Here is a 15,637-nt window from a genome sequence, read left to right on the forward strand (position 1 = left end):
TCGCCGTTCCGGGTGAGGCTGAAATAAGGTGTTGAACTATGCGATTGATGCTACTCTGTTCCCTGATGTTTCTATCAACTCAAGCCGGACTCTTCGCGGATGAGGATGTGCTGTTCGACAGTCGCCCCAACCCCGAATTGGTGGCTGAAGTGGTCGCGGGCACTCGCGAGGCTGCGAACGCGGGCTGGTGGGGATTCGACCCAGTTGATAGCACCGAAATCCTGCAGGCAGCGATCAATTCGCCCGCTAAAAAACTAATTGTCCCGAACCTCGGTGAAACCTGGATCGTGCGTCCCATCACTTTACGTGGAGACCTGGAACTCGTTTTCGAGCCGGGTACATTAGTGATGGCAAAACGAGGCGAATTCAAAGGGGGCGGCGATTCCCTTTTCTCTGCGAGAGACGCCAAGAACCTGACGATTCGGGGCTATGGGGCAACATGGCGAATGTGGAAACGGGACTATCAGAATCCTCCCTATGTTAAAGCGGAATGGCGAATGGGGTTGGCGTTGCGAGGTTGTCACGATGTGCTCGTCGAGGGTTTGCAGATTGAAAGCAGTGGTGGAGATGGCATCTATATCGACAATGGGAGCGAACAGACTTTCAGCGATGGCATTACGATCCGGGATTGCATTTGTCTTGATCATCATCGTCAGGGAATGAGCGTGATCAGTGCCAAGAATCTGCTGGTGGAAAACTGCGTCTTCGCCAAAACGGGAGGGACACCCCCCGAAGCCGGGATCGACTTCGAACCCGATGGACCAGATCAATGTTTCATTAACTGCGTCGTTCGTAATTGTGTCTTTCAGGACAACAGCGGGCACCAGATACTGGTTTATCTGAAACCGATGACGCGAGACTCTCAGCCCGTTGATATTCGATTCGAGAACTGCGTTTCCCGAATGGGAGAAGCAGGCATGCAGAAGTCAGATTTTCTTGATCTCAATACGTCCGGCTGGGCAGGCATTGCTGTTGGAGCGATCAAAGATGATGGCCCACAAGGAAAAATTGAGTTCATTAATTGTTCGACAGAAAACACGGGGAAAGAGGGCATCAAAGTCTTTGATAAGTCGGCCAGTAGTGCCGAGGTGATTTTCCAGAACTGCAAAGTCAAAAACAGCTGGGTCTCACGGCATCAAGAGTTTGGTGGCCCACGCGTTCCCATTTTGATTCAGGTTCGTCGGCCCTCTTATACGGAACGTCCAGGGGGAATTGACTTCATCCAATGTATGGTGAACGATACCATCCACGCCCCTACCCTTCGCTTCGATCAGGAAAAAAGCGAGTACGGTTTGTATGACGTCGAAGGAACGATTTACGTCCGCAGTCCGCAAGGCCCACAGGCGGTGCTCGGTAGCGATTTGCATTTTGTTGATGTCAATCTGGTTGACGCCCGGCCTGTGAAACCAGAAGGAACTCCCTGATCGACGTCTCGCTTGAATATCCAAGAGTTACCACGTGTACAATCAAGTGTGCACAACCAAGTCCCCTCAACCAGATGTACGCAATACTGAATACTGTTTCCACTACTGTAAGGAGGAACTGCGATGGCTGCTAAACTGTTGGATGGATATCGGATTCTGATCATCGTGGGCGAAGACTACGAAGACCTGGAACTGTGGTATCCTAAACTTCGCCTGGAAGAAGCTGGAGCCCATGTTATTCTCGCCGGCGAGGAGACGGGCAAGAAATACAGTGGGAAGCATGGTTATCCGGCGGTGAGTGATGCACACATCGATGAGATGGAAGAGGCAGACTTCCACGGCATTGTCTGCCCCGGTGGCTGGATGCCGGATAAACTTCGCCGTAATCCCAAGGTTCTGTCGCTACTCAAAGAATTCCACGAATCCGGAAAGATGATCGCGGCAATTTGTCACGGAGGCTGGATGCCTATCTCGGCGGGAATCTATGGGGATGTAACGGTTACCGGCTCACCTGGTATCAAAGATGACCTCATTAATGCCGGTGCCAAGTGGGAGGACAAGACTGTGGTTGTTGATCGGCACTTTGTGTGCAGTCGTCGACCGAGCGATCTGCCCGACTTCTGTATCGCGATGCTGGAAGTCTTACAGGCCCAGGCAACGTAGTAAACTTACGTGAAGCTTAAATGAATCAGCAATTTTATAGCGGACGAGCCATTGCTGCTCTGCTTATACTGGAACTGGAGCGGTCATTACGCCGCGAATAAATTGACCCCATGAAACTGAGGATAATCGAACTGAACATGAAAAACTTTGCTTCAGGAATGCTGCTCATGGTGATCGCTACGATTGCCTCTGGAGGAATAAATACTCCCGCACTTCAGGCCGTTGAAATTGTTGCCCATCGCGGAGCGTCTCACGATGCTCCCGAGAATACGCTGGCCTCAGTGAATCTGGCTTGGGAGAAGAATACGGATGGCGTCGAGATCGATGTTTATCTTTCCAAAGATAATCAGATCGTCGCGTTCCACGATAAGACGATGAAGCGAACCGGTGGTGGTACGGATCTCCGGATCGTCGATCAAACACTCGCTGAACTGAAAAAGCTGGACGCGGGTAGCTGGAAGTCGCCCAAATATAAGGGAGAGCAAATTCCCTTACTGAGCGAAATCCTGCCCACGATCCCGGAAGGCAAGCGGTTGTTTATCGAAGTGAAATGTGGTCCGGAAATCGTTCCGTTTCTGAAAGCGGATTTGAAAAAAGCGGGTCGAAAAGCGGACCAAACCTGTGTGATCTGTTTCGGAAGCGATGTCTGTCGCGATGTGAAACAGGAAATGCCGGAACTGAAAGTCTACTGGCTCTCCGGTCAACGCAAGGACAAAGAAACGGGTGAATGGACACCTAAGCTGGAAAGCCTGATTGAGACGGCCCAGTCGATCCACGCCGATGGACTCGATCTGAATGCAAATGAAAAGATCGACGCGGAATTCGTTCAGCAGGTGAAACAGGCTAATCTCGGTTTGTATGTCTGGACTGTCAACAACCCGGACGAAGCCAATCGCCTGGCCAAAGCAGGCGTCGACGGCATCACCACCGACCGCCCTGCCTTTTTGCGAGACGCGTTAGAGAAGTAAACGCTACAGATCAATTTGGTTATTGATTAATAAACCCCGTGTGCGATTGTATGAGCACGCGGGGTTTTGCTTTTACCCTGCTTCGTTTCGGTTTCTCTGTCTCTTCAAAACAGATGCGGGAAAAGTAACGAATCTGATTTCCTGTAATTGACTTTGTGATGCAAAGTGAGTTATAGTCGTCCTCGTCACAGTCAGGAATGCACCTTGGCTGAAGCGATCCAATTGAATTCGGGAGAGGACGATGAAGATACTCGGACCTTTACGTGAGCTCGATCAGATTCTCCGAGGGGAGAAAACGAAGCCGGAGTCGCTCAGGCGGGCGAGTCTTGAGATCTCGCTCGGGCAGATTCTGGGGATGATCGTCTTTCTGGGCCTGTTATATGGTCTCTGCATGAGTGTCTTTTCCATGACTCAGGACTATCCCGGGCACGAATGGCAAATTATCGCGTCGATGGTCAAGGTCCCTGCCCTCTTTCTGCTGACTCTGCTCATCACGTTCCCGTCACTGTATGTCTTCAATGCCCTTGTTGGTTCCAGGTTCGAAGTTGTTGAGCTGCTCCGTTTGCTGATTGCCTCACTGGGAGTGGCCCTATCGATGCTCGGATCGCTGGGGCTGATCGTCGCCTTCTTCTCGGTCAGTACGACCAGCTACAGTTTTATGATTCTCTTGAATGTCTTTGTCTTCAGTGTATCTGGATTCCTGGGCCTCAAGTTTCTACTGCAGACGTTGCATCGCATGTCTCTACTGACGGAACAGGAAGAAACGGAATCCTCGATCAAAGAGACCACTTCCCCTGTTCATTCCCCCACCGAAGGTGGGTTTGTCGAAATTGAAATTGTCGAAGAGTCGTCCAAAGCCTCATCCAATATGGCATCTAACTTCTCACCCAAAGAGGCGGGGCCGCTCGCTCAACTTTACGGTCCTGTTCTGAGTGGTGAAGTGAAAACGGTTTTCCGCTGCTGGATTGTGGTCTTCGGCCTGGTCGGTGCGCAGATGAGCTGGATTTTGCGTCCTTTCATTGGCGACCCCAACTCGGAGTTTGCATGGTTCCGTCCGCGTGGTTCCAGCTTCTTCGAAGCGGTTTATCACACTTTCCTCAATTTGTTTTCGTAACGGAGCGACTGCATGCCTGCTTATCTGCAACAGGCCGATCGACTCCTCCGACCCCGAGAGCTGTCGCTCCCCACTCTCCAGACGTTGCCATTATTAGTGCTGATTCTGGGCGGATGGTACGGAACAGTAATGGGGAGCTATGGCGGTTTCGGCGGAGAACGTCTCTGGCAAGTGCTGTATTCGGCAACGAAAGTCCCGCTACTCTTGCTGGCCACATTCTCGATCAGCCTGCCCAGTTTTTTCGTACTCAATACGCTGGCCGGTCTTCGAGCGGACTTCGGTCGGGTTTTCTCGGCCCTGTTGGCGACTCAAGCGGGAATGACCCTCATTCTCGCCGCTCTCTCGCCCTATACTGCCCTTTGGTATCTCTCGTTCGAGAGCTACACTCAGGCGATCCTGTTTAACGGCGTCATGTTCGGAATCGCCAGTTTTGCGGCTCAGTTCATATTGCTCAAATTCTATAACCCCCTCATTCGCGAGAACAAATTACACCGGCTGATGCTCGTGCTCTGGTTGGTTCTGTATGCGTTTGTCGGAATCCAGATGGGCTGGGTCCTCCGCCCCTTCATTGGCAGTCCGGACGAAGCGATCGAATTCTTCCGTGAAAATTCCTGGGGAAACGCCTACGAACGGGTGTTCCAGATTTTTCTCCGATCCATCGGGCAGTAACGGGTTCACTGTCGTAGGTGTCGCTTCTGTTCTACTGAATTCCAAACCCCGTCTGTTTTAGATGTCTCCTGATTAAAGAGATTGATTGCGCTGAACGCAGAAAAAAGGCATTATGTTCCAGATTTTTCCCGCGAACCTTTGACCTCGGAAAAGCCTCTGAATCCTGAAACGGATACCTTGCGGATTCGTCCGATTCTGCTAAACTGTGTCTCATAGACAGGATGCGGCCCCCCTACCCCGGCGGGCTGTCCTCAATCTGTACAACCAACATGCATCCGTAGCTCAATTGGATAGAGCATCGGTCTTCGGAACCGAGGGTTGGGGGTTCGAATCCCTCCGGGTGTACTTTTCACATAGAGTGAACAGCAGGATATATTTAAAAGGCCTTCGTCATTGTGACGAAGGCCTTTTTTTGTCGTAAACTTAGTCGCGGATGCTCAACAATTCTAAATGGATATTGTCTGGAATACTGGACGCCCAGGCGACGTCTGTCTCAAATTATCAACAAGTTTTTGACAGACGAAAACTGTCCATTACTCTCAATTGACATGATAGATTAGAACCCATCCTGAAACTCGCAAATTAGTGAACGGTTGGTCCAGTCGCCACGCATTACACTTCGTGTCCGCACCCGCATCCTGTACGATAAAGCGGCCGATTCGATGAGCTTGAGACAACGCCTGCGACACCACGGCGTGCGCTTGATCTCCCGTTTCGTAAACGACGAAATGGAAAGACAAAGAAGCTGAGCGAACGTGACCAGTTTCTCTACGAGAATCGCTGGAAAGTCGAACGGACGATCAGTTGGCTGAAGAACTTTCGCCGCCTCGTAGCCCGCTGGGAATATCATCTGCACTTACACGAATGCTTCTGGCGCCTCGGTGCGCTGTACACTATCCTCCGAGGGTTCTAGTACTTGAGCAATCCCGTATCGTAAAATATTCAGCCAACTTTGAAAACGAGCGTCCTTACGTAATCATATTCTCACCCAATAGCCAATGAGAAATTTATGACGACACACATTTTCCGTCCGTTCTCCGATTCTCTAACGATAAAGATTCCCGTATTCACTCTTTTATTCATGGCAATGCTGGTTGCCTGCTTTATGACGAATGACATCACTCCTCTTCAACGAATCATATTCATATCAATAGGGTTTGTCGGGCCGCTATTCGCACTTACTCATCTCTGGATCAACAGAAGTTTTTCAATATCAATACAGTCAGATGGGATACATCTCGAAGGCCATCGAAATGCCAGCCTCATCATGTTTGAGGAAATAAAACGTGTTGAATTTGATGAAAAGAGAGTTCGCCTTCGATTCGAAACACTCGCTACACACTATGTTGTTCCTTTAAACTGCTATTTACAGCATGACCGTATTTCGATGCGTGACCAGCTTAGCTCATGCGAAGCACTCAAGTCTTCTGATGTCAACGTTATCCCGGTGGGAACCACCCGACTCTATAAACTGGTATTATGTCTTATATTATTCTTATTTATAGCTTTGATGTCTCCACTGTTTTCATATCTATTTCCGCTGACATGGATTAACAAGCGACTTATCTATCCGAATTCAGCCTCCGTATATTATGTCGCATTCATATTGGTTGCCGCAATGACCTACATCATTTCCCAACACAAGGTTTCCCCCCGAAGTTTCAAAGTGAATTAGAGGCAGTTGCAAAACCATACAACTACTGAACAGTTTGGTCTGCTGATTGCATTGTAATGTCTCCAGAAAGGAGACTTTATAATGGAGATGACGCTGGAATGGTATCCCTCACTCGAACGATACACAACAGCGTCCAGGACGGACTGTGTTACCGAACTCACTGATGAGCAATGGCTTTTGATCGAAGACCTTTTTCCCTGGGAGGGTCCCTCCCGAGTTGATAGGCGGCCACAGGCACCACCACGAGAGTGCTTTGAAGTCATTCTTTGGGTCCTGCGAACAGGCGCCCGATGGAAAGAAGCAAGGTGATTTCGCCGAGTGGATAACGAGGAATAAGAAATGACCGCGGTAGATTTTTCGTTTCCCTCTTTTACAACGTGTTGGAGGCGGTTCAAGCAATGGACTGTCTTAGGCGATTCCTCAATACTGAAAATCTAGGCCCAACTCGTCTCTCAATCAATGATCCGAGCTTGAGCTCCCGTTGACAACAACTCGCGACAGGTACGTATGTGGGCGCTCATCCGGTTCTGAGCCCCGCCTTGAAGGTCGTGTGCGGATTACTCGTCGCTCTGGTCGGCTTCGTTGACGCGGATCGGTTAACTTTCTTCGTGTGCTTCTATCCGATCCTTTTCATTCCGATCGTTTACCCACACTGGACTTGGGACCGACAGGAAGTCCCCGACGACACACCGGTGTGCGCAGCAGACCATCTGGAGACCTCTGCGAAGGAACAGAACATGACGGAACGCATAGAGAGGCTGGAATACCAAAGTGGAATATTTCCAGTATAAATAACAGAATGCAACTCCATGTTGTGATTACTTCTGTGAGTCGAGCTTTTGTCGTGCATTTGCGATGACTTCATCGATACTCACGGGGACACCGCCTTGGCGATGGCTCTCGTGGGCTGCTTCCATGAAGCCGAATAGCTCTATTGTCTCGTCTGGCTCGATTGGCGATTCGCCCGTCCTGTAGAATTTGGCAATCTCGGTGGCTAACCCTTCATAGCCCATGTATCTCCCTTTGGGAACCACTCCGTTCACAGGAGCTGCGTAGCCATAGATACCGGCGGGGGCGACCCCCTTGTCTCCGAAAACGGTGGCGCTGTATTTCAGTGCTCCGCGTCGAATCCCCCGGTAGGACCCAATTCGACCATCTTTCCAAACACCGGTCACCAATTCTGCATCGTCTGTTCGAGCCCGAGTAACCGAAACGGCACCCGGTCCCATGATCGTGTAGAGCGCTTCGATACTGTGGATCGAGTGCCAGAACAAATCCGGATGATGTTCCTCGGTCGGGCAACCACCGTAGACATTGCAGCCGATCACCTCTCCCACTTCGGGATGATTCCGCATCCCGATAAAACCTGGGCTGTATCGATGCTGCGAGCACGAGAAGACAGGCGTGTTGTATTTCTCCGAAAGGTCAAAAATCGCAATAACATCTTCGAAGGAAGCAGCCATCGGTCGTCCGATGTAGGTCGGTTTATGTGCCTTGAGTGCCTGTTCTGCAAGCTTCAAGTGAGTGCGGCCATCGATGGTCATGATCATGACAACATCACATTGCTGCAAGACTTCATCAATGGAATCTACGATCTCAACATCGTTCTTCTTTAAACTTGGTTCCCAGCGATCAATATCAACAAGTGTCTCTTCGATATCTGGGCTGCCCCCTCTCCAGGCTGCCACCACTTTGAGTCCACCGAGCTCCGCGTTGTCCTGAGGTGGTTTATGCCACAGTTTCGTAAACGCCAGGCTTTGATAGTTGTCGAACCCAATAATTCCTACTCGAACTGGATCATCCGAATAGGCAGACTGATGAACTGCGAACATAAGAATTATGGCTGTTAAAACCACCTTTAAATGCGTTGGCTTATTCAATGTTCGCTCTGTGATTCCAGGTGTAAGGTTACGCGAGCCGACAGAGAGGATTTTCAGTCAGCACGCTTTCAGATAATAACATTGATTCAGCATAGCCCTCCCTGTTCAGCGTCGTCAAGGATTGAGTTCAACGCCGTAAAGCCACTGTATCACGTAAATTCTGTCTATTTCCAGAAACAGGTTCTCGGACCGGCTTATTGGTACTCCACAAATTACAGATATCTAGAACAAGGACTTGTGTCTGAGGTCATTCATATCTACGATGTTTTATGTGTTTTCCGAGCGAGCCTACAATATCGATGAGCTACGTTCGATCATGGTCGTTATTCTGAGATTGAGTATAGAGAATGGGTCCTAATCCTCTACGTGTTCTAGTTGGCATTTTGGCGATCGTAGTCCTCAGCTTAGGAGAACGGAGTGTCGCAGCCGAGATTCGCATCAGCCCGACTTCGGCTTTGCTCGACAGCCCGGAAGCTTCATTGCAAGTTCTTGCAACTGAAGTTATTTCTGAAAATCGCTCGAACGATCTTTCACGAAGTGTGCGGTACGAAATCGTTCCACCTGAAATAGCAACCGTCAATGATGCTGGCTTGATTCGCCCACTTTCTGAAGGGAGTGGAACGCTTGTTGTTCATCATGAGGGACAACAAAGCAGTATTCCTGTCGAAGTGCGTTCTTTGAAAACACCGCGACCTGTTTCGTTTCGCAACGAGATCGCGCCGATTCTTACGAAAGCTCGCTGTAATTCGGGCGGCTGTCATGGTAAGGCGGAAGGTCAAAACGGTTTCAAGCTGAGTATTTTCGGATTCGATTCGGACTTAGATTATCAATCGATAGTGATGGAAGCCCGGGGAAGACGAGTCTCAGTCGCCACTCCCGATACCAGTCTGTTGTCTCTAAAAGGGACGGCTCGAATGCCGCATGGGGGTGGGCAAAAGATTGAACCTGGAAGCTATCGTGACCAACGATTATTGCGCTGGATTGCCGAAGGGGCACAGTTCGAATTGGCCAATGAAGGCGATGATCGGATTGTACGAATCGAGGTTGAACCGAAGCAGCAATTTCTTTTAAGTGGACAATCGCAACAGATTCGTGTCATGGCGATTGACGCCTCTGGGAAACGACAATGTGTAACGACAGAGGCCGAATATGAATCTAATGCCGCTTCAATCGCCGAAGTCGATTCAAGCGGCTTAATTCAAGCGAGCGACATCCCCGGGGAAGCGGCCATTCTGATACGTTATCTGGAGCATGTGGCTGTTTGCCGAATTACGTTACCGCAACCGGGAGTGGAGTTCACCAAGCCTCCGGAAAACAACTTCATCGATACACTAGTGTGGGATAAACTGGAACGGCTGGGCATTGAACCAAGCGATTTAACCGACGATGCCTCGTTCATGCGTCGCGCATTTCTCGACACCATTGGCACTCTTCCTACTACCGAAGAAGCCCGCCAGTTTATCGCGGATACCTCAACCGATAAACGATCAAAACTGATCGACCATCTATTAGATCGCGATGAATACGTTGATTATTCCACCATGCGTTGGCTCGATATTTTAAGAGCCGATCAATTAAAGATTTCACCGCAGGGTACGGTGGCCATGCAACGTTGGTTGCAACGGCAGTTCTCAGAGAACCGACCATTCAACGAATTCGCCCGGGATCTGCTTGTCGTCCAGGGGAACACGTCTGCCGAAGGTCCGGGATCATTCTATAAAGTCTTAGACGAGCCCGACGTTGCTGCCCGATCGGTTAGCCAGTTGTTACTGGGTGTGCGTATTGAGTGTGCTCAATGTCATCACCACCCTTCCGAAAGATGGAGCCAGGCAGACTATGTGGGATTAGCCGGATTCTTCACTGGGATCAAATTGAAAAAACTTCCCAACGGAGAGCAGTCTGTCGTTTCTATGGGAGGAAAAGATCTCCCACATCCCAGAAGCGGAGAAATCATTCCCGCACGAGCATTAGGGGCCGAATCGGCTGACTTTTCTCAAGTGAGTGATCGTCGCCAGGTATTGGCAGATTGGATGACGGCTGAAGACAATCCGTTTTTTGCCAAGGCAATTTCGAATCGATTATGGTCTCATTACTTTGGTCGAGGCTTGGTTGAACCAATTGACGACATGCGACACACCAACCCTGCCACTAACGAACCACTGATGGAGGCCTTAGCCAGCCATTTGATAGAGACCGGTTTCGATCTTAAAGCTTTCACCAGGACGCTGTTGAACTCGCGAGTCTACCAACTCAGTTCGGCCACCAAAGTGTCAAATGAAAACGATATTCAAAACTTTTCTCACGCTGCCTACAAAACTTTGCCTGCCGAAGTGTTACTCGATGCAATCTGTCAAAGCACAGGCGTCACCGAAAAGTACAACGGTTGGCCGGATGGGTATCGAGCCGTTCAAATCTGGGACAATCGCATTCCCTCTTATTTCTTCACTATTTTTGGTCGTCCGGTTCGGGCATCGGTTTGTGAATGCGAACGGAGTAATCAGCCGAGCATCTCTCAGGCGATGCATTTGATGAACTCCCCTGAGATTGCCGCCAAAATCGACCATCGCCACGGCACTGCGCGGAGGCTGGCGTTGTCGATGACTCCGAGTGAAATTATTGACGAGTTATACTTGGGCACCCTTTCGCGGTTTCCGAATGAACAAGAAAAAAACTTGATGATGCAGGCATTCGATGAGTTGCAGGACGACATTCCCGCTGCAGCGGGAGACGTTCTTTGGGCATTGCTAAACTCAAAAGAATTTGTGTTCAATCATTAAATCAACGACTTGGAATCCCTGAGCTCAAAATGAATACGAGGATGGTGAATGTTTAAGATTACTCTTGGAAATCGAACGAATTCGACATGCGATGGCATCTCGCGGAGACATTCTTTGCGAATGGGAGCCTGCGGTTTGATTGGAGGCCTGACTTTACCCCGGTTGTTAGAACTACAAGCCAAAGCTGCATTACCTGACGCGCCCAAAGCCAAGTCTTGTATTTTCCTTTTCCTGGAAGGTGGGCCCCCGCATCAGGACATGTGGGATCCCAAGCCTGATGCACCAGAAGAAATTCGAGGTCCTTTCAGCCCGATTCAAACCAACGTGCCCGGTACGATCGTTACCGACCAGTTACCACTGTGTGCGAAAATCGCCGACAAATACACAATTGTTCGCAGCCATAGCCATCGCGATAACGGACACTCAACGGGCTATCATTATGTGATGACCGGTCGGAAACCTAACTTTGCTGATGGGGATAACCCAGTACCGAACAATGATTTTTATCCGTCAATCGGCTCAGTCGTGTCGCGTGAATGCGGTCCACTTAGCTCGCTACCTGCCTACATCAATCTGCCCCACCCGATGGCCGGCGGTGGACCAGGATTTTATGGAGCCGAACACGCACCATTTGTCATCGAAGCCGATCCGACTCAACCCGACTTTGAAGTCAAAGATTTAAGGCCCGCCGAGAATTATTCTCAAAAACGTTTAAGCTTGCGAAAGAAGCTGCTGACGGGGCTCGATCAACTAGAACGCGAACGGAACCATGGTCAGGCCAAGGTGATGTCAACTTACTATGAAAAAGCATACAGCCTGATTGCCTCTCCCGAAGCGAAAAAAGCGTTTGATATTCAATCAGAACCAGACGAAGTGCGTGACGCTTATGGTCGCACTCAAATCGGACAGTGTGCACTACTGGCCCGACGCTTAGTCGAAGGGGGAGCTCGATTCGTCGGTGTGGATGCACCAGGCTGGGACGTGCATTTCAACTGCTTCCCAAGTTTACAAAACGATTTGATCCCTTACGCAGATCGAGCGTTTAGTACCTTGGTAACCGATCTGGAAGAACGTGGTTTGCTGGACGAGACATTGGTCATCATGATGGGAGAAATGGGCCGCACCCCTCGCGTGAACGCTAAGGCGGGTCGCGATCACTGGTCGATGGCACAGACCATCATCTTTGCAGGTGGCGGCACCAGGCCGGGTCAGGTGATTGGGGCGACTGACAAACAAGCTGCTGCACCTATCACAGAGCCGATCGGCGTGTCTGACTTGTTGTACACCATTTCGACATTGATGGGCATCAATCCAGAGAAATCCTACCTCGGTCCATTGGGACGACCGTTTCCCATTGTCGATGGCGGAAAAATGATACAGGGCCTGGTGTAAATGAATCTTATACTGCAAATGATGACTCTTTGCATTGTGCTGAGCCTAGTCAGTTTTTTCGGCTCAGCAGAAATGGTATTCGCTCAAACTCCGCCGGGAATCGGTTACATGTACCCGCCCGGTGGACAAGCCGGACAAACAATCGATGTTGTTCTGGGGGGGTACGACTGGACGCCCGACATGCAATTGTTCGTGCATGACGAGCGTATTCAGCTGGAGATTCTTTCCCCACCAGGACCAGTGATCGTGCCAGAGCCTCCCTATTGGTTCGGAAAGAAAGCACGCCGATCACCAACGTTGCTGCCTCGCGAAACTCCTGCTCGATTGACGATCCCTGCAGACATTTCTCCGGGTGTGGTAAGTTGGCAAGCAGCCAACGCCAATGGCGGAACGGCCACGGGAAAGTTTATTGTAAGCGATGGCCCGGAATTGGTGGAAATCGATGACCGCGAGCAAGCTCAAAAGTTACCATCTCTTCCAGTCTCTATCTCTGGACACATCAAAAAGATTGAAGAGGTTGACCGTTACCAGTTTGTCGCAGAAAAATCTGGCCCGGTAACATGTTCGATTGCCGCTCGAAAAATCGACTCTCCGTTGAACGCGGCACTCGAAGTTCATGACGCGACAGGTCAGAAGATTGCCGAAGCCGTTGATACGGCTGGTATCGATACGGCGATCACTTTCCCCGCTCAGGCTCAGCAGACGTATACCGTCAGTGTTTACGATATTGACTTCCGCGGAAATCGTAGCTTTGTATACCGGTTGTCGATTGTCGCAGCGCCTCGTGTGGTGGCAGCCATTCCTGCCGCTGGCCAACGTGGAAGAAGTCAATCCGTCGAATTTGTTGGATATGGGATTTCCACAGGTGCGTCAATACTGGAATCGGTCACTCGCACAATCGACTTTCCCGCAGATCCGTCACTGGAATCATTCCACTATCGTCTCGAAACTCCGTTCGGATCGGCTCCCGCATTTTCAATGCTGTTATCCGATCAGCCAGAATCGGTCGAGGCCGACAATTCATCACTAGACCTTACTGGCAGTGTGGCGGTGACTGGTGTGCTCAATGACCGGTTGGGCAAAGATGTTTACCACTTTGTCGGAAAAAAGGGGGACCAATGGAATATTGATCTCGTTGCTGAAAAGATTGCTTCCCCGCTCGATGTAACATTGACAGTCCTGGGGGCTGAGGGAAAGGTACTGGCAAGTAGCGATGATGTTCCCGGTTCGACTGACGCTGCCTTGCAATTTACTGTCCCTGCCGACGGTGAATACTCAATCGATGTGACCGATGTCTCCGGACAAAGCGGCAATGCGGCGGCCGTTTATCGGCTGACGATGGAGCCTGCCCAACCTGCCTTTACGCTCGATGTTCCAGAAATCCTAAATGCTCCGTTGGGTGAAAATGTAAAGTTTTCGATTAAGGCAAAACGGCTCGGTGGTTTCAAAGAACCGATATCAATTTCATTCAATAATTTGCCGCTTGGCGTTACTGTTCCCGATGAACTAATCATTCCCGCTAAAGCATCTGCTCTAAAAATGGAATTTACCGTGTCGCCTGATGAGGCTGCTACAGCCTCGATGGTGACCGTAGTTGGCCAGGCGAAAATCGATGATCAGAATACAATTCAAAGTACAGCTGGCCCGCTGTTAATGGCGACAACCATCCCCCCCCCTTTCTCAATCGATGCTGAAGGGAAAGACGATGTGACGAAATGGCCCCGTGGCACAACCTTCCCTGCACCGGTTCTGATTCAACGTGATGAAGGTTTTCAAGAAGAGATTGTTCTTGAAATGACATCGCGGCAAGGTCGTCATCGTCAGGGCATTCGCGGTCCTGAGCTGACGGTGCCCCCAGGTATCGAACGCATTCTTTACCCAATCTTCTTACCGGAATGGTTAGAAACGACTCGAACTTCGCGTTTGGTTCTTAACGGTGTGGCCAAGGTCACCGATCCTAAAGGAAACATCCGCTACTCGCTCACCCGCCAGAAAACGCGCATGGGGTTTTTACCCACTGGAGCATTATTGAGCATTTCAGCCGATGTCAATGAGTTAAAGGCAACCTCGGAGAAGGAACTCTTAGTTCCACTTATCATTCGCCGGTCACCAAAGCTTACTGAGCCGGTTCGTCTGGAACTTCTTGCAGGCAGTTCGAAAAGCTTCCAGTTCAATAGCGAACCAATGGAAGTCGCTGGCGATCAAACGGAAACATCTTTTCCAATCACGATGATCAGCTCGGACGGTGGCACCACCGGCGAATCCAAACTCACCATTCGAGCTACGGTTTTGCAAGACGGAACTCTTCCCGTCGTCGCGGAGACGACAGTGATTGTTCTGTCTGGTCAATAAGAAGCCGTTTCTGTTTAGCACCACAACCTTAAATGTCAGTAGGTGTTTCTAAAATTCGCTTAAGAAATTCCTTTGAGTATGCCTTGAGATCAGGAAGGGACGATCCGACGGAATCCAAGAGGCATTCTACTCTTCTCCTGCATTCATTCCAGTCAGCAGTTGTTCGATTTTCCGACAGATAGTCTTCGCCATTGATTGCATCTTCAAGTAGTGGGTAATATTTGTAAAATGGAATTGGCTCCTCCTTTCTCAAGATACTCTCGGGAGTTAGGAATTGATCGAGCCAATATAAAGGTGGTTCAATGAAGCAGATACCGTTCTCGCCCATAATTGACTCCATAGTCTTGATCCAAGCTATAATGTCCTCTTTAGGCCAGTCTAGAATCTCAGAAAGAATCTCGTCCCAAACACAAATATAATCTGCCTTTACTATTTCATGGTCGAACATTTTTAGTCCTGTATTTTCAAGCGTGTAAGATTTCCGATGCGGGAATTATCCCGATAGACGCAAGGTCATTGGCTACCAGAATGATATCAAGATTATTGTGGGAATCGAATCTATTCTGAAACGGCTGAAGATGATGTTTAACGCATTAAGATAGCATACGATTCTGCTTAGCTGCATTTCTACGGAAGCTGGAAGGCTAAAGTAAATGAGACAGCCGGTAAAACTTTTCCCGGCGAAATGAAAGTCCTTACTCCATTCTTCGCCAATTCGGCACT

The 15,637-nt window shown here is 49.8% G+C and carries 12 protein-coding genes, 1 tRNA gene and 1 pseudogene; 12 read left to right on the plus strand and 2 right to left on the minus strand.

Features of this window, described 5'->3' with window-relative positions:
* The first annotated feature begins 38 nt into the window (after positions 1-38).
* From Pla110_RS07635 to Pla110_RS07675, 9 genes and pseudogenes are all read left to right on the plus strand, one after another.
* Positions 39-1,424, plus strand: a complete 1,386-nt coding sequence (locus tag Pla110_RS07635; protein ID WP_144994814.1) for a right-handed parallel beta-helix repeat-containing protein — start codon at positions 39-41, stop codon at positions 1,422-1,424.
* 123 nt (positions 1,425-1,547) lie between these two features.
* Positions 1,548-2,087, plus strand: a complete 540-nt coding sequence (locus tag Pla110_RS07640) for a type 1 glutamine amidotransferase domain-containing protein (protein WP_144994816.1) — start codon at positions 1,548-1,550, stop codon at positions 2,085-2,087.
* Positions 2,088-2,224: 137 nt separating this feature from the next.
* On the plus strand, positions 2,225-3,055 hold the full coding sequence (locus tag Pla110_RS07645; RefSeq protein WP_197440572.1) for a glycerophosphodiester phosphodiesterase: 831 nt from the start codon (positions 2,225-2,227) through the stop codon (positions 3,053-3,055).
* Positions 3,056-3,296: 241 nt separating this feature from the next.
* Positions 3,297-4,169 (plus strand): hypothetical protein, encoded by an 873-nt coding sequence (locus tag Pla110_RS07650; RefSeq protein ID WP_144994818.1) that lies wholly within the window; start codon positions 3,297-3,299, stop codon positions 4,167-4,169.
* 12 nt (positions 4,170-4,181) lie between these two features.
* Positions 4,182-4,838 (plus strand): hypothetical protein, encoded by a 657-nt coding sequence (locus Pla110_RS07655; RefSeq protein ID WP_144994820.1) that lies wholly within the window; start codon positions 4,182-4,184, stop codon positions 4,836-4,838.
* A gap of 271 nt (positions 4,839-5,109) precedes the next feature.
* Positions 5,110-5,183: transfer RNA gene (locus Pla110_RS07660), tRNA-Arg, on the plus strand.
* A gap of 388 nt (positions 5,184-5,571) precedes the next feature.
* Positions 5,572-5,751: pseudogene (locus Pla110_RS23125) on the plus strand (transposase); the annotation flags it as partial.
* Positions 5,752-6,600: 849 nt separating this feature from the next.
* A complete protein-coding gene (locus tag Pla110_RS23130; protein WP_390620494.1) occupies positions 6,601-6,822 on the plus strand; it encodes a transposase in 222 nt (73 codons plus the stop codon).
* 200 nt (positions 6,823-7,022) lie between these two features.
* Positions 7,023-7,304 (plus strand): hypothetical protein, encoded by a 282-nt coding sequence (locus tag Pla110_RS07675; RefSeq protein WP_144994828.1) that lies wholly within the window; start codon positions 7,023-7,025, stop codon positions 7,302-7,304.
* 27 nt (positions 7,305-7,331) lie between these two features.
* On the opposite strand, the gene Pla110_RS07680 is transcribed toward Pla110_RS07675, so the two are convergent.
* Positions 7,332-8,345, minus strand: coding sequence for a Gfo/Idh/MocA family protein (locus Pla110_RS07680; protein ID WP_144994830.1), 1,014 nt, complete (start codon positions 8,343-8,345; stop codon positions 7,332-7,334).
* A 395-nt stretch (positions 8,346-8,740) separates the two neighbouring features.
* Between Pla110_RS07680 and Pla110_RS07685 the strand changes: the two genes are divergently transcribed.
* The 3 genes from Pla110_RS07685 to Pla110_RS07695 are packed head-to-tail and all read left to right on the plus strand — an operon-like array spanning position 8,741 to position 14,914.
* Entirely contained in the window at positions 8,741-11,170 is a 2,430-nt protein-coding gene (locus Pla110_RS07685; protein ID WP_144994833.1) for a DUF1549 and DUF1553 domain-containing protein, read from the plus strand.
* A 48-nt stretch (positions 11,171-11,218) separates the two neighbouring features.
* A complete protein-coding gene (locus Pla110_RS07690) occupies positions 11,219-12,562 on the plus strand; it encodes a DUF1501 domain-containing protein (RefSeq protein WP_144994835.1) in 1,344 nt (447 codons plus the stop codon).
* Positions 12,563-14,914 carry a PPC domain-containing protein gene (locus tag Pla110_RS07695; RefSeq protein ID WP_144994837.1) on the plus strand — a complete coding sequence of 784 codons (2,352 nt, stop codon included), beginning with the start codon at positions 12,563-12,565 and terminating at the stop codon, positions 14,912-14,914.
* Positions 14,915-14,942: 28 nt separating this feature from the next.
* Here the strand turns inward: Pla110_RS07695 and Pla110_RS07700 are convergent, their stop codons facing one another.
* Entirely contained in the window at positions 14,943-15,362 is a 420-nt protein-coding gene (locus Pla110_RS07700; RefSeq protein ID WP_144994839.1) for a hypothetical protein, read from the minus strand.
* Positions 15,363-15,637 lie beyond the last annotated feature (275 nt).

It is taken from the genome of Polystyrenella longa (assembly GCF_007750395.1).
In the GTDB taxonomy this organism is placed as follows: domain Bacteria; phylum Planctomycetota; class Planctomycetia; order Planctomycetales; family Planctomycetaceae; genus Polystyrenella; species Polystyrenella longa.

Excerpts from the sequence above, each read along its gene's own strand:
- Pla110_RS07635 (WP_144994814.1), top strand. The coding sequence starts at position 39 with ATGCGATTGATGCTACTCTGTTCCCTGATGTTTCTATCAACTCAAGCC.
- Pla110_RS07640 (WP_144994816.1), top strand. The coding sequence starts at position 1,548 with ATGGCTGCTAAACTGTTGGATGGATATCGGATTCTGATCATCGTGGGC.
- Pla110_RS07645 (WP_197440572.1), top strand. The coding sequence starts at position 2,225 with ATGAAAAACTTTGCTTCAGGAATGCTGCTCATGGTGATCGCTACGATT.
- Pla110_RS07650 (WP_144994818.1), top strand. The coding sequence starts at position 3,297 with ATGAAGATACTCGGACCTTTACGTGAGCTCGATCAGATTCTCCGAGGG.
- Pla110_RS07655 (WP_144994820.1), top strand. The coding sequence starts at position 4,182 with ATGCCTGCTTATCTGCAACAGGCCGATCGACTCCTCCGACCCCGAGAG.
- Pla110_RS23130 (WP_390620494.1), top strand. The coding sequence starts at position 6,601 with ATGACGCTGGAATGGTATCCCTCACTCGAACGATACACAACAGCGTCC.
- Pla110_RS07680 (WP_144994830.1), bottom strand. The coding sequence starts at position 8,345 with ATGTTCGCAGTTCATCAGTCTGCCTATTCGGATGATCCAGTTCGAGTA.
- Pla110_RS07685 (WP_144994833.1), top strand. The coding sequence starts at position 8,741 with ATGGGTCCTAATCCTCTACGTGTTCTAGTTGGCATTTTGGCGATCGTA.
- Pla110_RS07690 (WP_144994835.1), top strand. The coding sequence starts at position 11,219 with ATGTTTAAGATTACTCTTGGAAATCGAACGAATTCGACATGCGATGGC.
- Pla110_RS07695 (WP_144994837.1), top strand. The coding sequence starts at position 12,563 with ATGAATCTTATACTGCAAATGATGACTCTTTGCATTGTGCTGAGCCTA.
- Pla110_RS07700 (WP_144994839.1), bottom strand. The coding sequence starts at position 15,362 with ATGTTCGACCATGAAATAGTAAAGGCAGATTATATTTGTGTTTGGGAC.